Raw genomic sequence first — 21,127 nt, 5'->3', positions numbered from 1 at the left:
ATCACTGGTCCTTGCTGGTGGGGGGCTTGAGGGGCGTTCCGCCGCCGGACGGGGGCGCGGGTGGCGAGTACGGAGGCGATGCGGGGCGCGCGGTCGCGGGCGGCGGGGCGGGCGCGGTGCCCTTCGGGGCGACGACCGGACCCGAAGGGGGGCCCTGGCCGCGTGCCGCAGCGGGAGCACCGCTGGAGGCGGGAGTGCTTCCGGCGCCCGGGGACTGGGCGCCGGATCCGATGACCGAGCCCGGACCTGCCCCGCGTGAACGAGCCGCGACCGGAGTGCCCGAGGCACTGGCGCCCGGGGACTGCTCGCCGCCGTCGCTCGCGGCCTCGGTTCCCTGTGCTCCGGGGGATCCCATCGCCTTGTTCTTCGCGGCGTTGACACCGGTCTTGACCGCAGCACCGGCGGCACCGAGCGGTCCGGCCGCGCTGGCCGCAGCACCTGAACCGGAAGAGGCCTTGGCGCTCGCCGTCCCGGCCTGACCACCGACCTTCGGCGAGGAGGCACCCTTTCCACCGGCCGCCGGAGCCGAGGCCTTACCGGCGGGCTTCCCGCCGCCGACCAACGAGTCCTGGATATGCGTGTTCAGAGCGCGATTGGCCTGCTGGGCTGGGCCGTCCACCACCGAGGCGGGGCCGGAGGACTGCGCGGCCTTCCGGTCGTGGTGCAGCTGCGCCATCTCATCGCCGAAAGCGGGCACCCACTTGTAGAGCGTGGCCGAGGCGAACACGGCGAGGAGGAGGATCAGCGCGCCGACCAGCGTCTTGGACACGGCGTCGGACATGCTGCCGGTCGAGTCACTGAGGATCGCTCCACCCAGCCCGAGCAGGGCGAACAGCACCGGTTTCGACAGGCCGATGGCGAAGAGCGCGCCGAACCACTTCTTGCTCTTGCCCCACAAGTCCCGGTCCACGAGACCGGCGTTGACCACCGGGCCGAGGGCCACGGCAACGTAGATGGCCGCGCCGCGGATGAGCATCTCGACCCACATCAGCAGCGCGCCAGCCATCATGATCAGGTTGACGACGATCAGCTGACCCACCCCATCGGAGGGGCTCGCGGCCATGATCTTGAGGATGTTCTCCAGGAACGGTTTGAAGTTGTTGACGGCATACGGCTCGAACACGGCCGTGACCTCGTCGATCGCCTTCATCAACAGTGCGATGGCACCGGGGGTCAGCGCATTGACGAAGAACTGGAGGACGAGGAAGCCGATCGCCTCGCTGACAGCGGTGGTGAGCGCAACTCCGCGGACCGCCCGCTTGGCGACGGCGACGAGCCACAGGGCCGCCGTGATCAGCGAGGAAGCAGCGAAGATGATCGCGTACTGCTTCAAGAAGCCGGGGCTCGTCAGGTCGACCTTGGTCGTGTTCTGGATCAGCTCCAGCATCTTCCGCAGGAACCAGATGTTGGCCTCGGTGAGCTTCTGCAGCAGGAACCCGAGCGGGTCCGAGATGAAGTCGATGGCCGCCTTGGCCTCGCAGACCATCGGGATGTAGCAGAACGGGTTGGCCACCGCGGACGGAACGAAGATGAAGGCGATGACCACGTTGATCCAGGCGACCGTCTGAAGGCGCCGCCCCCATCCACGGCCCGGCCCGCTCCGCTCGATGGCCAGCAGCCCCGGGGCGTCCTCACGCAAGCGAAGGCGCATCGCTGACACCTCCGACATCTGCGAAGCTGCTGGCCGGAGCGGCTTCTTCCGCCGCGGGCGGGGAGGGCACCAGCGGCTCCGACGGCGTGACAGCCGTCGTCTTCCACGTGCCGTCAGCCCAGATGAGGTCGACGGTCATCCGGATGAAGCCGATCTGCGGGCGCTCGCTCTCGTTCTTCCCCGCGACCCCACCGACGGACGCGGTCCACAGCTCCATGCTCGCCGTCTGCTCGGAGTACGCCACGGCTCGGGAGCCGAGGACGGCAGTCCGCGTGACCAGCAGCCCGCCATCCGCAGTCTTGCCGTCGTCGCCGAGCGACCGGTTTTCGACGACGAGCTGGGTCATCGAATCGGCGTCAGCTTTGGCCGTGTCCAGGGCGCTGGAGGCCGTCGTGGCGGTCAGTATCTTGTTCCGCCACTCCGCGTTCGAGAAGAACCGCGGATCCCCGCGCAGCATCACCGCACTCGTCGCGGCGGCGTGGGCCCCACGCTCGGTACGTTCGTACGCTCCCGGAAGACCGCCCTTCGTCTCGGCGCCGCTCAGGACGGGATCGGAGGCGCGGGCCGGTACGTAATCGGCGAAGTCGCTCGTGACGTTGGTCGCCTGCCGGGTATCGACCGGTGCCACCAGGCCGCTGCTGGACGAACTACCGGACATCTTCCAGTCGTTGCGCTCCCAGACGAGGCTGACCGTCACCGAACGGAACGCCGCCTTCGGCGTCGCATGCCCGGTGGCGCTGCCTCGCACCGTCGTTGTCCACAGGCGCACTGTGGCCTTGTGGATATCGGCACCGAGCGTATGGGCGGAGAGGATGCCGGTCCGGGCGATGACGTGGCGCGGGGCGAGCTTGGACTTGTCCCCCTTCAGCTCAGCCCTCGCCCGCCTGGCCTCGTGGTCGGCCTCCTTTGTGGCCGTTGATGTCCTGCTGCCAGCGGACATGACCGATACGGCACGGTGGCGTGCGTCCTTGCTGGTGAGGAATGCCGAGCTGCCGCTGATCACGGTGTAGTTCGCTGCGGCGGCCTTGGCTCCGGCTTCGGTTCGGGGGTAGCCGACGGGCACGCCACTGGTGACCTGCCCGCGAGCCTTGCCCGGCTTCGGCTCGGGTGTGGCCTGCGGCGAAGCGACGTGAGTAGGCGCCGAGTCGTCTCCGGTGGCCAGCGTCACGATCATTGCGGTGGTGGTCAGCGCCGCGACCGCGCCGACGGCGATGCCCCAGAACTTCGCCTTGGACGTACCCGGTGAAGAGGACTTGCCTCCCCGTCGGGACTGTGCGGCCACGGGTCACACGCCCATGGCGTAGGTGACGGCGAAGATCGTGCCGAAAGAAGCGACCAGGAAGACGGTCACCAGACCGCCGACCATCATGCCCTTGCCTCGCGAGGAGTCCATGGTCGAGTGGCCGTCACCGACCCAGCCCTTGCTCTTGCCAAGCCCGATCAGGAAGCATGCCGCCCCGATAACCATGGCGAGGGCGGCAAGCACGCCCAACAGGACCTTCGAGGTGCCGCCGAACTTGCTGAACGGGCCCCAGTCCGGCTTGACGCCGGTCACCACGTCGGCGCCCGCCGCGAGGGTGGTGTGAAGGGACGGATCAGCGGCACTAGCAAGCAAGTTGTGCATGGAACTTCCTTATGAACGTGATGAGTTGATAAATGACGATGTTTGGCAATTAGCCGATATGCCGCATGGCGATGATCCGGGGCTTCCATTCGTCGAGCCCCTGGATCCGCACGGTGGCTCCGCTGTGCGGAGCGTCGATGACCGTGGAATTGCCGAGGTACATCCCCACGTGCTCCGGGCCGGAATGGCCGGGCCCACTGAACAGGAGGTCACCAGGCTTAAGTTGCGAAACGCTCTTGACCGGCTTGCCAGCGTGGACCTGCTCGTACGTGACCCGGGGCAGATTCACCCCGGCTGCGGCCCACGCCATCTTGGTGAGCGAGGAGCAGTCGCAGCCCCTCTGGCCCTTGAAGGGCGCCACGCAGTCGCCGCCCCACTGGTACCAGGACCCCACCGCGGTCTTCGCGGCGGCGATGGCTCTTCCGGCGCCCTTTCCAGCGGGCAGGGTCGGGCCGACCGCATCGGCCCACTTGTCGGCCAACTCCCGGATGTTCTTCACGTAGTTACGGGTCTCGGGATAGGGCGGGACGCCGCCGTACTTCATGACAGCGCCGCCGCCCGCGTTGTACGCGGCGAGCATGTTGTCCGTGGAGTCACCGGCGACGTTCTTGACTTCCTTCGCCAGGACGCAGTCGTAGTTGGCCTGCGCGGCAATGGCGTCCTCAGGGTTGAAGACGTCCTTGTCGTGGTCGCCATCGCCGTCCATCCCGTACTGGGCCCAGGTGCCCGGCATGAACTGGGCGATCCCCAGCGCGCCCACGGGACTCTTGGCCTTCGGGTTGAAGCCCGACTCGGTGTAGAGCTGGGCGGCGAGCAACGAGGCTGTGACCTGGGGGCACTTCCCTGCGTGCTTGTCGATGAGCGGGCGGACCCATCCCGGCACCGGGGACTCGGAGGTGATCCCTCCACCGGGCCCGCTCTCGTCCGCGGAGGCGCCCCCGGCTCCGCCGAAGACCGTCAGCAACAGGAGGCCGGAAAGGACCATGGCGACGGCCAGGCCGAGGGTGATGCGTATGGCCTTCTTCATCCTGGCCTCGTCACGCCCACGGCAGCGCGGCGACCGACCAGCCGTGCGCGGTGTGTTCCAGGCGGAGCGCGACCTGCTCGCCGCTATGCCGCGCCGGACCAGACCTCGGCGTGGTCGTGAGGGTGTAGCCGACCCTCACGAGCGCGGACGCGGCAGTGACGGCGGGCGCGCCGTCCGGCACGACAACAGAGGTGATCTTGACTGTCTGCCTGGCCTGCTCGGACCGCAGCGCTGCCCAAGGAGCGTCCTGCCCGGCGCGCTTCTGGGCCAGAACCTCCACCAGCTCCCCCGTGGCGAACTTCGCCGCACGGGCCCCCGCATCGGCGTACGAGCGGTCACCGCCGTTGGTGGCGTCATGCTGCGCGTAGGCGGTGGTGAAGGCTCGCGCGCTCTTGCGCACGTCCGCAGGAACAGCCGAGCTCGGGGCGGCACTTGAGGCGCTCGCCGACGGCGCGGCAGTGGCAGTGATGCCCGCAGAGACAGAGTTCGGGCGAGAGTCGGTCGATCCGGAGTCGTCGCCGGTCGAGCTGGCACAGCCGGACACCAGGACGGCCAGAGAAGCCGCAGCGCACAATGCGGTAGATATCGGCAGAAAGCGAGTGGATCGAGGCATGCGGAAACACGACCTTGGGGCAGGAAGTTCAAGTGAGGGAGCGGGTGTTGCGGCCCAGAGGCTTGAAGGGCCGCAACACCCCTTCGCAGGGCAAGCGGAGGTGCTACTCCTGCGGGCTGTTACCGGTGTTCGCCGGAGCCTGCTGGCGACGGCGGGTGAACCACACCGTTCCGCCACCAGCGACGAGCAGAGCGGCGGCCCCGCTCAGAACCCAGGGCGCCATCTCGGCACCGGTCTTGGCCAGGGAACCCGATGAGGGCGTCTCCGGCGGAGTACCGCCGCCCACGGTCTTCGGTGGAGGCGTCGAGCCCGGCTTCGACGGGCTCGGGGTCGGCGTGGGCGGCACAGACGTCTTGCTGTCCTGCGCCCGGACGATGACTTCGCTGTCGGCCCGTGCGGTGAAGGAGACCGGCTTGGCGAGCTTGTCGTATCCCTGCGGCGCCTTCGTCTCGCTGAGCAGGTACTCGATACCGGAATCCACCGTGGCATCGAGCTTGATCGGAGCAGAGTTGCCGTCCGCACCGGTCACGCCAGAGGCCACCTTCGTACCCGGGACCTTTTTGCCGGACGGGTCCACCTTGACCGTCGAGACGTCGAAGCCCATGCCGCCGAGGACCTTTCCGGTGTCCTTGTCGGTCTTGAGGACGCGCATGGTTGCCGGGATCGGGTCGTTGGTCAGGGTCAGGTTCACCACTGCGCCGGGCTTGGCCGTGAACCGCTTCGGAGTGCCGTTCAGCTGGTAGTGCGCCGGGGCCTTGATCTCCTTGGCCCAGTACGCGTTTCCCGCCTTCACGTCCACGCCGAGCTTGACCTTCGCCAGCCCGTCCTTGCCGGTGGTCAGGTCGGTGACCTTCTTGCCCGGCTTGTGCTTCCTGGAGGCGTCCACATCGTCCGCGTCGATCTCGATGACCGCGTTGGCCAGCGGCTTGCCCGTGGCCGTGTCCACCTTCTTGAGGACGAGTTCGGCGTCCTTGAAGGGGTCGATTACCGTAATCGGCTTGGCCGAGCCGGACTGCCCTGCCACGATCAACACGTCCTGATCGGCGACCAGTTCGTGGAGATCATCACCTGTCGAGGTCTCGTGCAGTCGGTACTTGCCCGCCGCCAGCCCTTCGAAGGTCAGGACACCCCCCTTATTGGTTTTTCCCTCCTTCACGACCTTTCCGGAGGAGTCCCGGAGCTGAAAGGTGACGCCTGCCAGGCGGGAGCCCTCCGGGTCCTTCTTGTGGATCTTCAGTCCTCCGGTGGCGGGCTTGACGGTGACGGCCGCGGAATCCCGCACCGTCGTCTTGTCCCCGGCCAGCAGCATGCGCTGAGCGCGCTTGTCGTGCGGATCCAGGGCCTTGAGCTGCGAGCCCGGCAGGCCGGTCGCGGTTCCCTTGATCCTGCTGGCGCCTGCCTTCGACGCGGTGAACGTCCAGGACGCACGGCCGTCCTTGCCGGTGGTGACGCTCCCCTGCGCCGAGCTGGAGTCGAGAGCCACCTTGACCCCCGGCACTCGCTCGCCGGACAGCTTGGACGTGACGTCCACATCCACCGTGACCTTCGTGCCCTCGGTGGTCTCCTTCGCGTTCGGCCGGACATGCAGCTCGTACGGGCCCGCCAGCTTCTTGGCCTCGGCAAGGTAACCAAGCGCGAGAGTTCGGGAGTTAGCTGAGACATTCGGATAGTTCAGGCGGGCCTTTCCGCGCGCCCCATGGATCCCGTACGCGCCACCGGCGAGCAGGTCGTACGTGGCCGCATCAACAGCGGCCGCCTGAGAATCCGAGCGGGTCTGTCCGTACTTGCCAATGATGTACGAGGCGTACGCCAAGTTCGCGGCCGGGACCTGCTGTCCAGTTTCCGAGGAAGCCCACCGCGAAACCGGCCTGGGGCCGAAATATCCGCCAGCCGCATCCGGGCCACGGCGCGACGGGTCTGCACAATACGTCTCGTAGTCGCCCCACACCCGAAGGCCAGGCGGACCGTACGCACCGATATGACTGGCCGCTGCGTGCCCCTCGGAATCCGGGACCTCGAACCCCGGCCCGTACTTGTCCGCTGCGGTAGCGGAAGGGGCCCAGGCCAGGGTGCCCACCACTCCGGCGGCCACGGCGACGGCGGCAATCCGGGATGGGGTTGGTATGCGTGATCGCATGAAGTGGTGCTCCTGCTTACGGAAGCCGCCCACATGCCGAGGGGGCTTCGGGGGCGGGAGCCGGTGTCAGCGCCCCTGGTTCGGGACCGGCTCCCCTTGCTAAGAGGGGCTTGCAGTGCAAACCCACGCAGCCTTGGCGTAGTTGCTATCCGAGGCGACGTCACGTTGCGGCCCTTGGATCGAATCCTGATGGATTCACATCAGCCGCCTTGCGTCATATCAAGGCGCATCACCCCCTCCCAGAGAACGACAGTTTCCGGGAATACGAAAACTGCACGACCTGCGAAACACCTAAGGCGCTGGGCCGTGCAGAAATCCTGACAGGGGTGCGGGAAGAACTCACATGAAAACTAAAGGGGGAAGATGCTTCCGGGAATCAACTTCCCATATCTATGCGCCTAGGAGAAAGGCGCGGCAGGGGCTAGGGATCATTAATGGCGGAGGTTACGAGGGTGTGAGGTCGAGTCCGGTCTTGGCGACGTAGCCGTCGATGAGGCCGGGCCGGTACTGCATCCTCTTGAGTCGGGTCTTGATCAGAGCGGTCAGCTGGTCGATACCCCGTTTCGCCAGGTTCACCAGGGATCTCTTGAGGTGGGACCACACGCCCTCGACCGGGTTGAGTTCGGGTGCGTAGGGCGGGAGTTGGAAGATGGTCAGCCAGGAACGAGCCGCAACGAGTTGCTTCATCCTGGCGCTGAGATGGGTGTTGAGTTGTCCCAAACAATCACGATCGGGCCTTGGAGCTGCTGGTGAGCCGCGTCCAGCAGGCGGGCGTACTCGCTCTCGTTGAAGCCCTTGCGTCTGCCGGGACCGGGACCGTGATCGACGTGGATGCGGTAGATCAGCCGGGGTCGGTGGCCCGGTTTGGTGCAGATCAGTGCGGCCATGGAGACGCGTTTGGTGCCCGCAGCGGTGACCTTCACGACGGGCGTCTTGCCACGACGGCCCCAACTGCGGCCCCGGGGCGGCCTCAGACCCTGGCCGGCCTCGTCCTCGAAGCAGACCCAGGCACCCAGGTCTGCCGCCGTCCTTTTATGACGGGCCACCGCTCGCCCTTCCACTCTGCGATCTTCGATTCGTCCCGTTCGGTGGCCCAACGTGCGGGCACCTGTACGCTCCAGCCGATCCGGTGCAACAGCAGATCCACGCCGGGCAGCGTGTACCGGACCCCGAACCGGCGGTAGATCACCTCGGCAATCCTGGCCAGCGTCCAGGACTGGTCCTCATTCCAGCCATGGCCAGCCGGACCGGCATACAACTCGGCGTCCAACTGCCGCAGTTGCGCGGCGCTGAGCTTGCAACGGGCGCCGCCCGCCCCCTTCGAGACGAGGGCCTGCCTCCCGCCTGCAGCCAGGGCCCGGCGCCAACGATTCACCGACATCCGCGTCACCCGGAACCGCCGAGCCACGTCCAGGTCACTGCCGCCAGCCTCGATCAACTCGGCCGCAGCGAACCGCACCTGCTCACGCCGGGCCCGATCCTCAGCCGTCAGCCCGCCACCATCGGGATACCTCATACCTCCGGCATAGCGGACCCAACGTCAGCCGTCACCCAGCCGAGAACCTCCACCATTAATGATCTCTAGATGCCGAACTGCCACTCCTAGCCAGGGCGCTGCCGGTCCAACCACTAGCAGCGGAGCGCACACGCTGTACGACAGCACCAGTTCCCGGCGATCGACGGCCGTCGTGATGCCGGTGAGGAGGACGTGGTCGAACGGCAGCCAGGTGCCGGGTGATCCAGCTGGACTGATGCGGAGTCCGCTGGAGGTGAGTACGACGCGCGCCTGGCTGTGATCCCGCCAACGTTCTTCTGCATCGGCTTCCGCCTGTTGGCGGCGCCGAGCCTCAAGCCGGTGGTTGGGCACCCAGCGGCGGCCGAAGGCCGGATGGTCCTCGAAGTACCCGGCAGGTGCCCGCGGGTAGACGACCTCGGTTCCGTAGAAGCGGGCCGTCGCGCACACCACGTCCGCGTATGCCGACTCGTCCGCGTCGAGCGCCAGCATAGGAGCGGGAACCGAGTCCAGGCGCCCGCCGGCCTGAAGATGCGTTTCGAGTCGTACAGCCGCTTGCTCTGCTTCGGTTCGGGCGGCTGCGTCCGCTGAGTCGTACAGGCGTCGCCGCACGGCTACTTCCTTTCTGAAGGCGCGAGCCCCTGCGGCCGCCGCTTCGGGACCGACCCGACGCGACGACCGCAGGGAGATCAATCATGAGGTGAGATCGTCACGGGACGCTGGAGACAGTGGTGGGAACGTGATTCTGCGCTGCTTCCGCCTCTTCGTGTAGTGCCGCGAGTAGCTCGCCCATCCGGTCATTGCCGACCTGCTCGCGAGCGCGGACGGCGTACTTGATCGCGTCACGCGTGATCTTTCCGGCCCGCTGGGCAGCTTCTCGGGCGACGGGGAGCAGCCGCTCCTTCCAATCGTCCGCGATCTCACGGTCCTCTGAAGCTTCACCACCGTCCGGGACGGGGATCTTGTCCTCGTCCGCGAGGGGGTTGGCCGTCCCGTGGTCCGGTGATTGATCGTCCACTCGGTCAGCGGGGACCGGTGAACCGTCCGGGACGGACGTACCTTCGGGACCGGCGGGTCGACGCCGTCCGTCCGGGAGAACTTCCGCATGCTCCCTGCTTGCTGACGGCCAACCCTCGGCGTCCCTGGGGTGGACCGAGGCGGGCGGGATCCCCATGTCCAGACTGGCTCGTTGCCCATCCGTTGAACCTTGATCACGACCGTCCGCTACGGACGGACCGGGGACTGCGACCGACTCAGAAGCTGGTGCAGCGCCGGACCAGCCACGCTCGAACCGGCCCTCCGTGGCACTCGTCCGCTCTGTCCGGACGGCTTCGCGGACCGGCTGCGGACGGAACTCCGAACGGTCCGGGACGGACGACTCGGCGGTCCGCGCCATGATGATGTAGAGGTGGACCGAACCCGCGAGTGCCAGCGGCGCGAGCGTCGAAAGGACACCGACAACACGGTCCTCCAAGTGCAGCGCGGACGAGCCGGACTGCGGACCGCGGTTGAGCGTGATCGCGTGCAACGCGTTGGCCCACAGACTCGATCCCGTGGCCGCCAGGAAAAGGAACCAGGCGTACATGCGCGCACCAAAACCACTGTGACGAAGCAGCACGAGCGCCCGCACGCCATACGCAATGAACCCGTCGATGAAGACCGGGAACAGGTAGGAGAGCGAAGGACGAGCGTGTATCGCGATGGCCACCTGCCGCAGTGCGTCATAGGAGAAGGCGAAGCCAGCCGCACCGAGCAGAATGATCGCTGCGCGGTCCCAGACGGACATCCTGCGCAGCTCGCGCGAGCCCCTCGCCAACGTCGCCTGGGCCACTGCTGTGTGCTCCATGTTCATGCCTGGTCACCGTTGTTCCGGGCGTTGATGTCGGCCCACGCGGCCGTGCGCGTGAGCAGCAGACCGAGCTGTTCGAGCGAGGTCACGACGTCCGCCTGCTGACTTGTGCACGAGTCACAGGTGCGCCGCAGCACGAGCCGCTCATCCCCCTCGCCGTCCCCGCTGTAGTGGAGCACCAGGTGCTGACCGGATGCCGTGTCCAGCGACGAGAACGCCTGGAGGTGCTCCTCCAGCCGCAGAACGCCGAGCGCCTCCCATGTGAGGGTCGCGGCGTCGTCTCCGAGGACACGGCGGGCGTATTGCGAGGCCGCTGTGACCGAGCGTGGCGCCCAGGAGCGGAGGGCTTGCTCTCGCACCGTTGTGTGCCGTTTGGCCGCCACATACATGAGCGGGTGTGTCATCGAGCAGGTCCTTCCAGAGAGCAGGTGGCGGGGCGGGGTTCGGCGCGGTTGGCCAGGCGGAGCAGGACGTCGGCGTGGCAGGGGGTATCGAGGGGGCAGGTGCACATGAGGTCGAGGCCGTAGAGGGAGCGGGCGAACCGCTCGGCGTAGTAGCGCCCCACAGGCCCGCGGAGCATGGCGTCGAAGAGGTGCACGCCTTCCTGCGCAGTCATCGAACTCCGGTATCCGGAGGGACTTGGATGATCGGTCCGGAAGGGGTTGGCGTAGCGGGTGCCCCCGCCGACGTAGATGCAGGAGGCGGGCGACCTCCAGGCGGTACGAGCGGAGCCCTGGAGGCGGACCGGCATCACGCGGCTCCCCGATCCCGGCGTCGGTCGTCCCCGATCATCGGGACCAGCGTTGTGACCATCTCGGCCAGGCGGCTGGCCACGCGGTCACCCACGAAGTCGGTCAGGTCCGGGCCGTCTGCGTCGCGGGCGGGGAGGTTGGACGTGATGATCGTCGGGAGGCAGTGGTTGTAGCGGTAGTTGATCAGCCGGTACGTGATCTCCTCGGTCCACTCGGACGTCTTGGACGTCCCGAAGTCGTCGAGGAACAGGTACTGCACGGTGGACAACCGCCTCAGCCCTCGCTCCGAGGACCCGACCACATGCGTTGGCCGCAGGTGCCCGTACATGTCCGCGCTGTTCACGGCGAGCAGCTCGAACCGGTCGGGGCCACCTGTCGCAATACGGCGGAGGGCCCCGTACGCCTGATGTGTCTTGCCCGTACCGGTCAAGCCGGTAAGGAGCAGCGCACCCGCCGACGAAGGGTCAGCAAGAGCTCGATCCGCCCACGACCTGACTTCCGGGAACGTCGCCTCAGCCGTGCGGAACCGGGGCGGGGTAGCAGTCTCCCAGCGCGCCAACGCGTACTCGACACGAGCATCGTGATGCCAACCTGGGTTCCCAGGGCCCACTTCGTCGGGGAGCGATCCGGAGCTGGACACGCGAGGAAGACCTTTCGCAGCAAGAATTCGTTCGATGGCGCCCATTGACCGGGCCTGACCTGCGCGTTGGGGCTCGGCCATGGTCAGAATCCGTTCTGGTAGGCGCTGGGCTTAGCCGAGTTGCGGAAGGGCTTCCAGCCGCTGGACTCACGCCGAAGCGGGACGACGTTGCCCTGCGGGGCCTCAGCGGGGACATGGGACGGCAGGTCGTCCCAGATACGGAGCAGATAGCGAGCCGACTGCGGCGGCCGCGCAGGATCCCACCGTCGTGCGATGACCTCCACCAGCCGTTCAGTGCCCCAACGGGCTGACAAGGCTGTTACCCGATCCCATTCGTCCGCCGAGAGCCGCCAGCCCACGAGCATCCCTGCGTGGGTCATCGCCGCGACGACTTCCTGGGCGTCAGCCGGAACGTCGACGGGTTCGAGGCTCTGCTGTTTCGACGCAACGCGGGAGGGATCCGGGCTAGCTTGCTCTTGAGAGGTGTTATTACTCCCTACGGGAGTAATAACACCTCGTACGTCCGAGGAAGAAACTTCCGCATTCTGTGGCAGGAGCTTCCCGCTTTTCGCTTCGGGCTTCCTGCTTTGTGAAGAAACTTCCGAGTAACCAGTTCCTGCATCTGCTGGTGTGGAACTGTCGCATGAAGTCGATTCGGCCAGGTTTCCAAGGCGTATCGAGTACTGGTTCTGGTGACCCCTGCCGCCTCCAGGCACGTAGATCAGCTCTCCGAGACCCGACAGGTCCCTAAGGCAGGTTGTCACCGACCGCGGAGAGAGGCGGGTAAGTTCGGCTATCTCTTCCAGGGATAGCGCCGTTTTCCCGAGTTCGTCGGACTCGCGTGCAAGAGCAAGCATGACGGTAAAGGCACCTCGTTTCGACCGCGATGAATTCCATACCAGATCAGTCACGGTGTCACTCACAAAGGCCGTCCTCGGTTGCGGCGATGAACCGAGAAGAGGAGATGCCGAAAGATTCGTCGTCCTCCGGGATAAATCCCAGCTGGTCCGGTTCCGGAGCTAGATACAGAAAACCCGTAGGGGCGTGGAAGTCATGGGCTCGTCGCCAGTCCGCTTCATCGGGAAAGTAGTTACGGACTAGTCTGGCTATCTCCTGCTCGATCTCGTATCCCACCAGGAGGCGGGAGAATTGGCCGGTGTACAAATGGGCAGTGCCCTGGGAAGCCGGGTGAACGCGAACGAGCGCGGTTGAATGGTCCAGGATTTGGGTGTCCCCATAGGCACTTGTCTGGGCTATGAGGAAAGAAGGCTTTTTGGGAATGGGGAATCTCCCGTAAACGCACGCAAGGGAGTCCTTGCGGAAGAATGGATGTACCCGTCCGGGCGGGACGTCTCAGGCAGCCTTCGCCACGGAAACAGAGGACGGGGCAGCAGCCGGCGTGTGTCGCTGCCGATGTTCTCGGGCCAGTTGCCACAAGTACTTGCTCGAAATGCCGAGTCCGCGAGCTACCCGGGTAGCGCCGAGCATGGGATCGGCAACGAACTGGGCCACGACTTCCTCACGTTCTCGGGCGGTGAGCAGGGTGGTGACACCACGTAGCGCGGCTGAGACGGCTGTGTCGTCGACGCGGCGCTTCCAGCAGCTCAGGAGTTCGGACCGCTCCGATGCCAGCAGCCCCGCCCGGATTCCGTACTCCTCGTCGTTCCGCAGGGACTCGATGAGGCACCGCGCGGCGACAGCCAATGGGCAGGCTGCGCAGAGGTTTAGAGGGCGATTGAGAGCGATTCCCTGTGTGCGTCGAACCTGATCGGGGTCACTCCACGGTTCCTCTGCGTCAGGGAAGAAGATCTCGACTCTTTGTCCGGCGCATCGAGCGTTCTCGGCCCAGTTCTTTCCCGGTGTTTCAGATGCCGCTTCCAGAAGAGGGGCCCAATCGCCGCTAAGGGCAGCGTGCACAGCCGCCTCTATGCCCGGCGTCATCAGGAGCCGTCCGGAGCCAAGTCGGGAGTTTCCGATCCCGGGTCAACGTACCGCGCATATACAAAGAACCTATCGCCCACAGTTACCGACTTAGCCTCGAACGAACCGGCCGGGCGGAAAGCGGACAGGACTCCCCTGCGTATCTGGTAGGCGGCGGTAGCGGCGTCGCCCCGCTTTGCGCGCTCTTGAATTCGAGCCCAAGAGTGGGGTTTTGCTTTGAGCTTGTTGGCGGCCTGTGAATGCCGGAAGCTGGATGTGGCTGACCTGCGAGTAGGTGAGGGAAGGTCTTCAAAGATGATGTGGTTTGCCATCGAAACTCCTGGAGGAACTCAGGGAAATGCACCAGTGTGCGCGAAAGTCCCGAGATGGAAGTCAGCTGGTCGAGCGAACGCGTGAGCGACGTGACGGCGTGAGTGCCGTAAACTTTTCGCTGCGACTGTGGCCAGTGCCGGGCGTGCCGAGAGCAGGCCGGACGGCATACATCTCGGAAATCGCCCTGAGATCCTCTTCGGCGAAGCCGACGAATTTTCCCATCTTCCGGTGGGGGAGCGAACTTATGCGCTCACGCAGCCACTTCTCCGGAATATTCAGACGCCGGGCAGCCTCGGCATAGTCGACGTGAAGGGTGTCGAGCCGACGCGCAAGAGCATCGACGTCCTCGCCGCCGGTGAGTAGCCTCAGAACCGCGGTGAGCCCTTGGAGGTCAAGGCCGCCATGAGCGGCTGTACTCACGGTAGGTGCCCCTGCTGGGTGTCCCATGACACAATCACTCCTTGAGCAGACGAGGCATCGCCCCGTCTGCATCAGGTGACAGCGAAGCATCGCTCCGGTGTCACTGCCGAAGTGCGACCGCGAGGATTACTAGGCCCGTGCGGTTCGCACTGCTTCTTCGGGGGGCTACGCCTCCCAAGTTCGGCTCACCGGCCTGGAGTTGGCGCTCCGACTGGTGGGCCGAATCTGCTCTCCGGAGCTGTTTGGCGACAGCCCCGGATCGAGATCATCTGAACGGTTGCCCGTCTCGATAACATGATCACTATACCATCATTTCCGACCCATCATTTTCTTCTCTTGACTCTTCTCGGCGATCTACGGGTGGGGGCGGCTGGGATACTGGCCGCGTGAAAAGCGTCCAGGACTTCAGCCCGACTGGGTTCCGCGCCGCCTATGAAGAGCGGCGTCTGACTCAGGCCGAGGTGGCGCAGGCCATCGGCGTGACGGTGAATACCGTTGGTCGATGGGTGAGGGGTAAGGGTGCCCCCAGTCCTCGCTTGTTCGCCGCCCTGACCGAGAAGCTCGCAGTACCCCGGTCGCAACTCCTGCTCCCTCTATCCCCGGACGCGGACCTCGCTGTATTGCGGACGCGCGCTGGCCTCCGGCAGGAGGACGTCGCCAAGCGGCTGGGGGTCCAGGCGTCGGACGTCTCGGAATTGGAGTTGGGGGTCGGGCGCGTGAGGGGCGAGTGGGGGGCTGTCTTGTCTGCCCTGTATGACGTGTCGCCGGACCGACTGGCTGATGCTTGCCGGGTGACGGCGGAGCGCTGGCGCGAGAACGTCAACACCAAGCGTCAGGGAGCAGGGTCCTGACGCGCCATCAGTCGTGGCTCGTTGCTGTACGTGGTGGGCAACAGGTGGGGCGGGCGTTGATTGAGGGCGCAGCTGTCGAATTGGCGGCGAGGAAGGGCATGTTGAACTCCCTGTTTGGGTGGCAGCCCAGATCGGTGAAGGGCATGCAGGGTGAAGGACGACTGCGATCGGATCGCTGCGCCCTGCATGCATCCATGAAAGTCTGCAAACGATCAGTAGTCAAACGATTGTTTGCAGATGAAGGAGGCGTCAACCGATCGTTGGGCCGCCAGCTACAGTGGAGCCCTCACCACTCGTCGAGAAAGACCGCTACCCGTGACCCCAGTCCCAAACCCTGGGCAGCAGACGTTCGCCGCCCGCCTCAACCTCCTGTTCGAGGCTTCCGCACCGGAAGATGCAGAGACCCCTGGTCGGTACGTCGAATACACCAACCAGCAGGTGGCAGACGAGATCAACCGCCGCCACGGCGCGGGCACCATCACCGCGGAGTACATCCGCCGCCTTCGCAAGGAAGGTGGCCCTCAGCCGACCGCGCCGTACATGTCGGTGCTGGCGGACTTCTTCGGAGTGCCGCTTGATGTCTTCAACCTGACCAGCACAGCGGCGAGCACGACCGCGAACGAAGTCATCGCCGAGCTGGAGCACTTTCTCGATCAGCGACTCCAGCGCCAAGAGCGGGACGGAAACGAGACCTTGGCCGTGCTCGCCCGTTCTGCCAGCCGTTTGTCCCCGCAGGGCCAGGCCCGTGTCGTCAAGTACGCCCAATCACTTCAGCAAGTCGAGGAGCTGGAACACGAGGCCGGAGAAGGAGAGACGAAGCAGCCCAAACACGATTGACCGAACACCCCCCACGCAAGGTGCACGACTCCGGTGATCCACTCTGCCGACAGCCAAATACGCCGCACCCTCGCGACCTTCCCGATCCCGGACCCACTTACGGTCGAGACGCTCTTCAACGTCATCCGGGATCGGTACCCGCGCCCTCTTGACCTGTGGCGCGAGGACCCGCCACTCGCCGGCCTGCGGGCCAACGGTCTGTGGCTGACCCGTCCCGAGGCCGAAAGCGATGCCATCTGGGTTGCACCCGAGCTCAACGGCGCCGCAGCCGTACACACCCTCGCCCACGAAGCCGGGCACATAGCGCTCGGGCACGAACCCCTCGTGCTGCCCTCGACACCGCCTGAACCGGAGCCCGAGCCGTACCAGTTCCTCAGCCCCGACTTCCTCGGTGGCTGCCTGATCGGCCGCACTCGGTCCCAAGACGGACCTCACGACCCTGAGCACGTCAAGGTCGAGGACCAGGCGGAGAAGTTCGCGTTCGCCCTGCGCCGCCAGGCGCTCGACCGTGCGCGCGAGAACCAGCACAGCGGCGACCCGCTCCTCGACCGCCTGTACAAGGCGCTCTGAGCCCCTCTCTGCCGCCCCGACTCAGAAACTCCTTGCTTTGACCTCCGACGACTACATAGCCCTTTTGACGATCATCCCGCTGTGGGTGGTCGTCGCTGTCCGAGCCAACGCCCGACGTGGGCACACCGAGCCCAATCCGGGCAAGGACGCGTTGCTGTGGACCTTTGTCGCACTGGCCATCGGCACCACCCTGAGACTGTCACCGCTCGAACACGCCCTGGCCTCCGTCACGGGACTGCGCGACTGTGCGGTGCTGCCGAAACACCTCTCCATCGTGACGGCATGCCTTCTCTTGGTGGGATGGGTCAATTCCGCAGTACCGGCCCGAAGCCCGGAACCGCGTTGGCGGCGCCTCGCCGACCTCAAGCCGCGCCTCATCCTCGGCGCCGTCGCCGCTACCGCCGCCCTTGCGACGTTCCCAGGGGCCGCACCCGCCCGGCTGGCCCCCAACGGAGACACGGACTTCATCAACGGTCAGTTCGGCGACGGCTGGGGCACCATCTACCTCTGCGTCTACCTTCTGCCGATCGGCGTTGCACTGGCCCTTTCCGCTGCCCTGTGCGCAGCGGCAGCGAATCGCAGCCCCGCAGGCGCATTCCGCCGCTGCATGCAGATGATGGCCCTGGGCTGCGGTCTCGGAGTCACCTACCCCCTCTACCGCCTCACCTACCTCGGCTACGGCCTCGCGGGCGCTGAATTCCCCCTAACCGAGGACCAGTTCGATATGGGCGGCAACCTCCTTCAGATCGCGACGATCCTTCCCGTCGTCGCAGGATCCAGCATCCGCGCCATCGACATCGTCGCCCGCGGACTGCGCAACCGCCGAGCCTTGATCGGCCTGCGCCCCTTGTGGGTCGATCTTGTGTGTGTGCTCTCTCCGGATACCGTCCGCAAGCATCTGGTCGATGGGACTTCACTGATCCGCGACCGCTGGGGCATGTGCAGCATGTACAACCGGCTCGACCAACGCGTGGTCGAGGTCTGGGACGCCACCTACGAGCTGCTGCCGTGGGTCGACGAGGACCTGCCGACCCGTGCACTGGCCGCTGTGCGTGCTGAGGGATTCACCGGCGACGACGCAGAAGCTGCCGCCGAGGCCGTATGTCTGCGCATCGCCCGCCGCCGCGCGGTCGACGGAGAATCGCACGCCTTCCCCTCAACCGTCGAGCCGTTGCTGACCCTGCGCGACGACCAGGAGGCCAACGCGCGGTGGCTGACCCGAGTCGGCGCCGTGTACACCTCCACTCGACTGGACGGCGTCGAGAAGGCCCTGACGACTGTGGACGAGAAGGTAGGAACAGCGTGACTTCCCTACAGGATGCAGCCGTCCCGATCGACACCAGCCGGATACGTACGGCTCGCCGAATCACTGACGGACTCGACCCGAAGAACGTCATCATCGCGGTGAGCCTCTTGACCGGGCTGGCTCAGGCCCAGCCGTTGACCGGACTCGCCTGGGGCTTCGAGGCGATCCTGTTCGCCGCGGTGATCCCCATCGCCTACATCAAGTACGGCATCAGGTCCGGCAAGTGGGCCGACCGACACGTCGGGAACCGCCAACGACGCCTCCTCTTGATCCCCGTCATCATGACGTCCGTCGGTATCGGAATCGGCGGCATGCTCTGGCTCGGCGCCCCCCGGCAGATGCTCGCCCTGGTCGTCGCGATGCTCGGCACGCTCGCCGTGCTCTTGCCGGTCACTGCATTCTGGAAGATCTCCGTGCACACCAGTGTTGCGGCTGGTTCTCTCGCGATTCTTGCGTGCGCGTACGGTCCCCTGGTCTGGCTCGCGGCCCCCATCGTGTGCGTGATCGCCTGGTCCCGCGTCGTCCTTCGAGCCCACACCATTGCTCAGACCGTCACCGGGGGCTGCGTCGGCGCGATCGTGGCGGGTGCTGCCTTCGTTGCGGTGAGCCTGTAACGAGGGTTGGAAGCCGACGCCGACGGCTGTGCTGAAGGGCCAAATGACGGTGCGGAGCGTGATGGCTGCCTCCAGCTCGGTCTTGGGAACGAGCAGGGAGGGAGGCGAAGCCAGGCTGGTCTGCTCCCCGCAGCGCGTGGATACATTTCGCATCGCCCCTTGTCAGAGCTGGGTGGGGCTCCAGGAGTCTGCGATGCCGCCGTCTGGTTCGAGCCCGTACCGGAGGAGTTGATGGCGGCGAGGATCGTCGACACGTTGCCTCAACTGCCAGAAGGCGGAATCGTCCCCGGCCGCTGCGGCCCTGAGGGCGAGACGTTCGGCTTCCGCGTGGTCACCGGACTCCTCGCGCAGCGTTGCCAGACCAACGATGCCTTCTGTGAATCCTTGATCAGCGATGTTCTGGTACAGAGCGTGCAGTCGGTCGAGCTCGCCATACTCACGGTAGGCCAGGGCCAGGTCGTGTCCGCTAGCCCAGCTGCCGGTCTCAGCGACTTCGCGCAGGACGTATTGGTCGGCGCCATCCCAATCCTTGACGCCCATGCGGAGCGCCGCCAGATCCCCGAGGGCTGTGAGGTCGCCAGCCGCGACACATGCTCGGTACAGCGGTTCGGCGCGGGCGAAGTCTCCGGCCTCGTACAGCTGCGTGGCCTTGCACCACAAGGCGTCGGTATCCTCGCGCTCCTCCATTGCCTGATGGAGGTGTTCGGCCTGCGCTGGAGTGAGCCGCGATGGTGAGGAAGCCAACTCTCCAAGACTCAGCGTCGGACTGATCTCAATCAGCTGCTCGAACAGAAGATCAGCGCGGGCTCCATCACCAGCTGCTCGCCACGCTTCGACCAAGTCCATCATTCCGTTGTAGTCGCCGTGCTGAGCCGCTCGGCGAGAGTACGGCTCGGCACCTTCCAAGTCCCCAACGCGCATCCGTAACTTAGCGAGATAGGCCCACAGCCACGCGTGGTCGTTTCCCGCTTCGGTCAGCGCCCGGCACAGCCGCTCAGCTGCATCTGAGTCTCCCGCATCCACCAGAGGCTGGGCCACGAGGAAGACGAAGCGCGGCGGATCTGGCACAGGCTCCTCGATGGCCTCGGCCTGCAAAGCCGCCGACCTGTACAACCGCAGGGCCTCAGTGGCATCCCCGGACTCGTTGCGCATGTGAGCGAGGCGGATGAGCCCTTCGACCTCACCAGCGTCGGCAGCTGCTTGGAAACAGCGGACAGCCGCGGAGATATGGCCGACACGCGTATACACGCTACCTAGGTCAGTCCAAGCATCTGGCAGGCCTGCATCGGCGGCAGCCCGGTAGAGGAGCGAGGCGTGGCGCAGCAGCAGACGGTCCTGGGCTGCGGCGGCGAGCTCCATCAGGTCAGCGCCCGTGCCCGAGTGGCCTCTGACCGCATCCCAGAAGGCGGCCGGAGGCACGGTGTAGCGGCGCGTGTCCCGCCCGTATTGCTCTAGGTAGTCGGCGAGGTGTAGGACGGGCTTCGTCGAAGCGGTCTCCCCAGGGCGGGGCCGCCATGGTGTCAGTGGACCGGGAACTCCCTTACATGGTTGGCGCGCATAGTCGAGTGCTTGGTCGAACCAGTCGTCGGCGACCAGCTGCCATTGCTGCTCACTGAGATAGCCAGGAGCAACCGCCCGTAGGAGGTCTGTGCTCAGCAGCGAGTTGTGCCCAAGGCGGCGGGCGTCCATTGCCGCCAGGATCACGGCTCGGGCCTCGGCCGGAGCCGTCTCGAATCGCTGCACGAGTTCGCGAGCCCCGGCAAGGAACTGAGTGATATGCCGGCCGCCACGTTCGAGAGCGAGGCCCAACCGCCGGTCATGCGGGGCGAGCTGGGCCAGGTGCTCCAGATCTTCGTCAGTGAAAGCATCCGGGACCGTGATACATCGCCCGTCCAGGAGGTCACGCGCCTGCGCATGCGAGTCGGGCTCCCTTGGCGGGGGCCGCACAGTCAGCAGGGAATGGTGCTCATGCCACAGCGTTCCCAGCACGAGGATCGGCGAACACCGCGGATCGGTCAGCAACACCCGCAGCACGCAAGCTACTTCCTCCCCTAGAGGGCCCGTGAGATAGCGCTGTGTCTCGTTCAGCCAGAGCACGGTCTGCGGGGCGATCTCCTGCCGCCGGTACGCCTCAAGGAGCCGCTCAGGCGAATGCGGCTGCCACAGTCGCCATTCTGCGAGCTCGCGAAGCAGGAGCAAGGCTTGTAGCGCACGCGTCTTGCCTGACGACGAGTCTCCTACCAGCACCACCATCTGACTGGAGGCCTGCGCTGCTTTGCCGATCTTCGCAAGACGGAGATCGTGCTTCCGGCGGATATAGGGCGTCAACGAGCTGAGGGGCGGCTGACCGGGATCGATACTGCGGTGAACCCCGAGGTGGTCCACCGCATGCGTGTCATCAAGCTCTCTTACAGGTGTCGGCGTACTAGCTCATCTGCAGAGCGAAGTACGGGCTCAAATGCAGAGGTGT

Annotated in this window: 23 protein-coding genes; 5 read left to right on the top strand and 18 right to left on the bottom strand. The window is 66.0% G+C overall.

Annotated elements, in window-relative coordinates:
* Window position 1: 1 nt before the first annotated feature.
* From ACFWZ2_RS37305 to ACFWZ2_RS37225, 17 genes are all read right to left on the bottom strand, one after another.
* The gene (locus ACFWZ2_RS37305) at window positions 2-1,651 is read right to left on the bottom strand and encodes a hypothetical protein (protein WP_384553530.1); all 1,650 of its coding nucleotides are present in this window, start codon (window positions 1,649-1,651) and stop codon (window positions 2-4) included.
* Window positions 1,632-2,933, bottom strand: coding sequence for a hypothetical protein (locus ACFWZ2_RS37300; protein WP_384553528.1), 1,302 nt, complete (start codon window positions 2,931-2,933; stop codon window positions 1,632-1,634). Before ACFWZ2_RS37300 ends, ACFWZ2_RS37305 begins: the two co-directional genes overlap by 20 nt.
* A gap of 3 nt (window positions 2,934-2,936) precedes the next feature.
* Window positions 2,937-3,275: a hypothetical protein gene (locus ACFWZ2_RS37295; protein ID WP_384553526.1), complete on the bottom strand. Its 339-nt coding sequence runs from the start codon at window positions 3,273-3,275 to the stop codon at window positions 2,937-2,939.
* Between the two features lie 49 nt (window positions 3,276-3,324).
* A complete protein-coding gene (locus tag ACFWZ2_RS37290; protein WP_384553524.1) occupies window positions 3,325-4,302 on the bottom strand; it encodes an NlpC/P60 family protein in 978 nt (325 codons plus the stop codon).
* 10 nt (window positions 4,303-4,312) lie between these two features.
* On the bottom strand, window positions 4,313-4,702 hold the full coding sequence (locus tag ACFWZ2_RS37285) for a hypothetical protein (RefSeq protein ID WP_384553522.1): 390 nt from the start codon (window positions 4,700-4,702) through the stop codon (window positions 4,313-4,315).
* Window positions 4,703-5,018: 316 nt separating this feature from the next.
* The gene (locus ACFWZ2_RS37280) at window positions 5,019-7,052 is read right to left on the bottom strand and encodes a SpaA isopeptide-forming pilin-related protein (protein WP_384553521.1); all 2,034 of its coding nucleotides are present in this window, start codon (window positions 7,050-7,052) and stop codon (window positions 5,019-5,021) included.
* Window positions 7,053-7,496: 444 nt separating this feature from the next.
* A complete protein-coding gene (locus tag ACFWZ2_RS37275; protein ID WP_384553519.1) occupies window positions 7,497-7,739 on the bottom strand; it encodes a transposase in 243 nt (80 codons plus the stop codon).
* Complete coding sequence (locus ACFWZ2_RS37270) at window positions 7,736-7,975, bottom strand: transposase (protein ID WP_384553517.1); 240 nt, start codon at window positions 7,973-7,975, stop codon at window positions 7,736-7,738. Before ACFWZ2_RS37270 ends, ACFWZ2_RS37275 begins: the two co-directional genes overlap by 4 nt.
* Window positions 7,976-8,022: 47 nt before the next feature.
* Window positions 8,023-8,568 carry a winged helix-turn-helix domain-containing protein gene (locus ACFWZ2_RS37265; protein WP_384553515.1) on the bottom strand — a complete coding sequence of 182 codons (546 nt, stop codon included), beginning with the start codon at window positions 8,566-8,568 and terminating at the stop codon, window positions 8,023-8,025.
* 24 nt (window positions 8,569-8,592) lie between these two features.
* The gene (locus ACFWZ2_RS37260) at window positions 8,593-9,177 is read right to left on the bottom strand and encodes a hypothetical protein (RefSeq protein WP_384553513.1); all 585 of its coding nucleotides are present in this window, start codon (window positions 9,175-9,177) and stop codon (window positions 8,593-8,595) included.
* 97 nt (window positions 9,178-9,274) lie between these two features.
* Window positions 9,275-10,417 (bottom strand): DUF2637 domain-containing protein, encoded by a 1,143-nt coding sequence (locus ACFWZ2_RS37255; RefSeq protein ID WP_384553511.1) that lies wholly within the window; start codon window positions 10,415-10,417, stop codon window positions 9,275-9,277.
* Complete coding sequence (locus ACFWZ2_RS37250; protein ID WP_384553509.1) at window positions 10,414-10,818, bottom strand: DUF6195 family protein; 405 nt, start codon at window positions 10,816-10,818, stop codon at window positions 10,414-10,416. The genes ACFWZ2_RS37255 and ACFWZ2_RS37250 overlap by 4 nt, the downstream gene beginning before the upstream one ends.
* Window positions 10,815-11,165: a DUF4326 domain-containing protein gene (locus tag ACFWZ2_RS37245; RefSeq protein ID WP_384553507.1), complete on the bottom strand. Its 351-nt coding sequence runs from the start codon at window positions 11,163-11,165 to the stop codon at window positions 10,815-10,817. Before ACFWZ2_RS37245 ends, ACFWZ2_RS37250 begins: the two co-directional genes overlap by 4 nt.
* Entirely contained in the window at window positions 11,165-11,851 is a 687-nt protein-coding gene (locus ACFWZ2_RS37240; protein WP_384553589.1) for an ATP-binding protein, read from the bottom strand. Before ACFWZ2_RS37240 ends, ACFWZ2_RS37245 begins: the two co-directional genes overlap by 1 nt.
* Before the next feature lie 38 nt (window positions 11,852-11,889).
* On the bottom strand, window positions 11,890-12,729 hold the full coding sequence (locus tag ACFWZ2_RS37235) for a hypothetical protein (protein ID WP_384553505.1): 840 nt from the start codon (window positions 12,727-12,729) through the stop codon (window positions 11,890-11,892).
* A 430-nt stretch (window positions 12,730-13,159) separates the two neighbouring features.
* The gene (locus ACFWZ2_RS37230; protein WP_384553503.1) at window positions 13,160-13,747 is read right to left on the bottom strand and encodes a WhiB family transcriptional regulator; all 588 of its coding nucleotides are present in this window, start codon (window positions 13,745-13,747) and stop codon (window positions 13,160-13,162) included.
* 372 nt (window positions 13,748-14,119) lie between these two features.
* Entirely contained in the window at window positions 14,120-14,479 is a 360-nt protein-coding gene (locus tag ACFWZ2_RS37225; RefSeq protein WP_384553501.1) for a hypothetical protein, read from the bottom strand.
* A gap of 386 nt (window positions 14,480-14,865) precedes the next feature.
* Between ACFWZ2_RS37225 and ACFWZ2_RS37220 the strand changes: the two genes are divergently transcribed.
* The 5 genes from ACFWZ2_RS37220 (at window position 14,866) to ACFWZ2_RS37200 (ending at window position 18,657) form a co-directional block, all read left to right on the top strand.
* Window positions 14,866-15,330 carry a helix-turn-helix domain-containing protein gene (locus tag ACFWZ2_RS37220; RefSeq protein WP_384553499.1) on the top strand — a complete coding sequence of 155 codons (465 nt, stop codon included), beginning with the start codon at window positions 14,866-14,868 and terminating at the stop codon, window positions 15,328-15,330.
* Window positions 15,331-15,645: 315 nt separating this feature from the next.
* A complete protein-coding gene (locus tag ACFWZ2_RS37215) occupies window positions 15,646-16,167 on the top strand; it encodes a hypothetical protein (RefSeq protein ID WP_384553497.1) in 522 nt (173 codons plus the stop codon).
* 33 nt (window positions 16,168-16,200) lie between these two features.
* Entirely contained in the window at window positions 16,201-16,737 is a 537-nt protein-coding gene (locus ACFWZ2_RS37210; RefSeq protein WP_384553495.1) for a hypothetical protein, read from the top strand.
* Between the two features lie 37 nt (window positions 16,738-16,774).
* On the top strand, window positions 16,775-18,043 hold the full coding sequence (locus ACFWZ2_RS37205) for an MAB_1171c family putative transporter (protein WP_384553493.1): 1,269 nt from the start codon (window positions 16,775-16,777) through the stop codon (window positions 18,041-18,043).
* A 98-nt stretch (window positions 18,044-18,141) separates the two neighbouring features.
* The gene (locus ACFWZ2_RS37200; protein ID WP_384553491.1) at window positions 18,142-18,657 is read left to right on the top strand and encodes a hypothetical protein; all 516 of its coding nucleotides are present in this window, start codon (window positions 18,142-18,144) and stop codon (window positions 18,655-18,657) included.
* A 162-nt stretch (window positions 18,658-18,819) separates the two neighbouring features.
* Here ACFWZ2_RS37200 and ACFWZ2_RS37195 read toward each other — a convergent pair whose 3' ends face one another.
* A complete protein-coding gene (locus ACFWZ2_RS37195) occupies window positions 18,820-21,042 on the bottom strand; it encodes a tetratricopeptide repeat protein (RefSeq protein ID WP_384553489.1) in 2,223 nt (740 codons plus the stop codon).
* Window positions 21,043-21,127: the final 85 nt, after the last annotated feature.

This window comes from Streptomyces sp. NPDC059002, from assembly GCF_042740435.1.
Lineage (GTDB): Bacteria > Actinomycetota > Actinomycetes > Streptomycetales > Streptomycetaceae > Streptomyces.
This window is presented reverse-complemented; position numbering and strand designations above follow the sequence as displayed.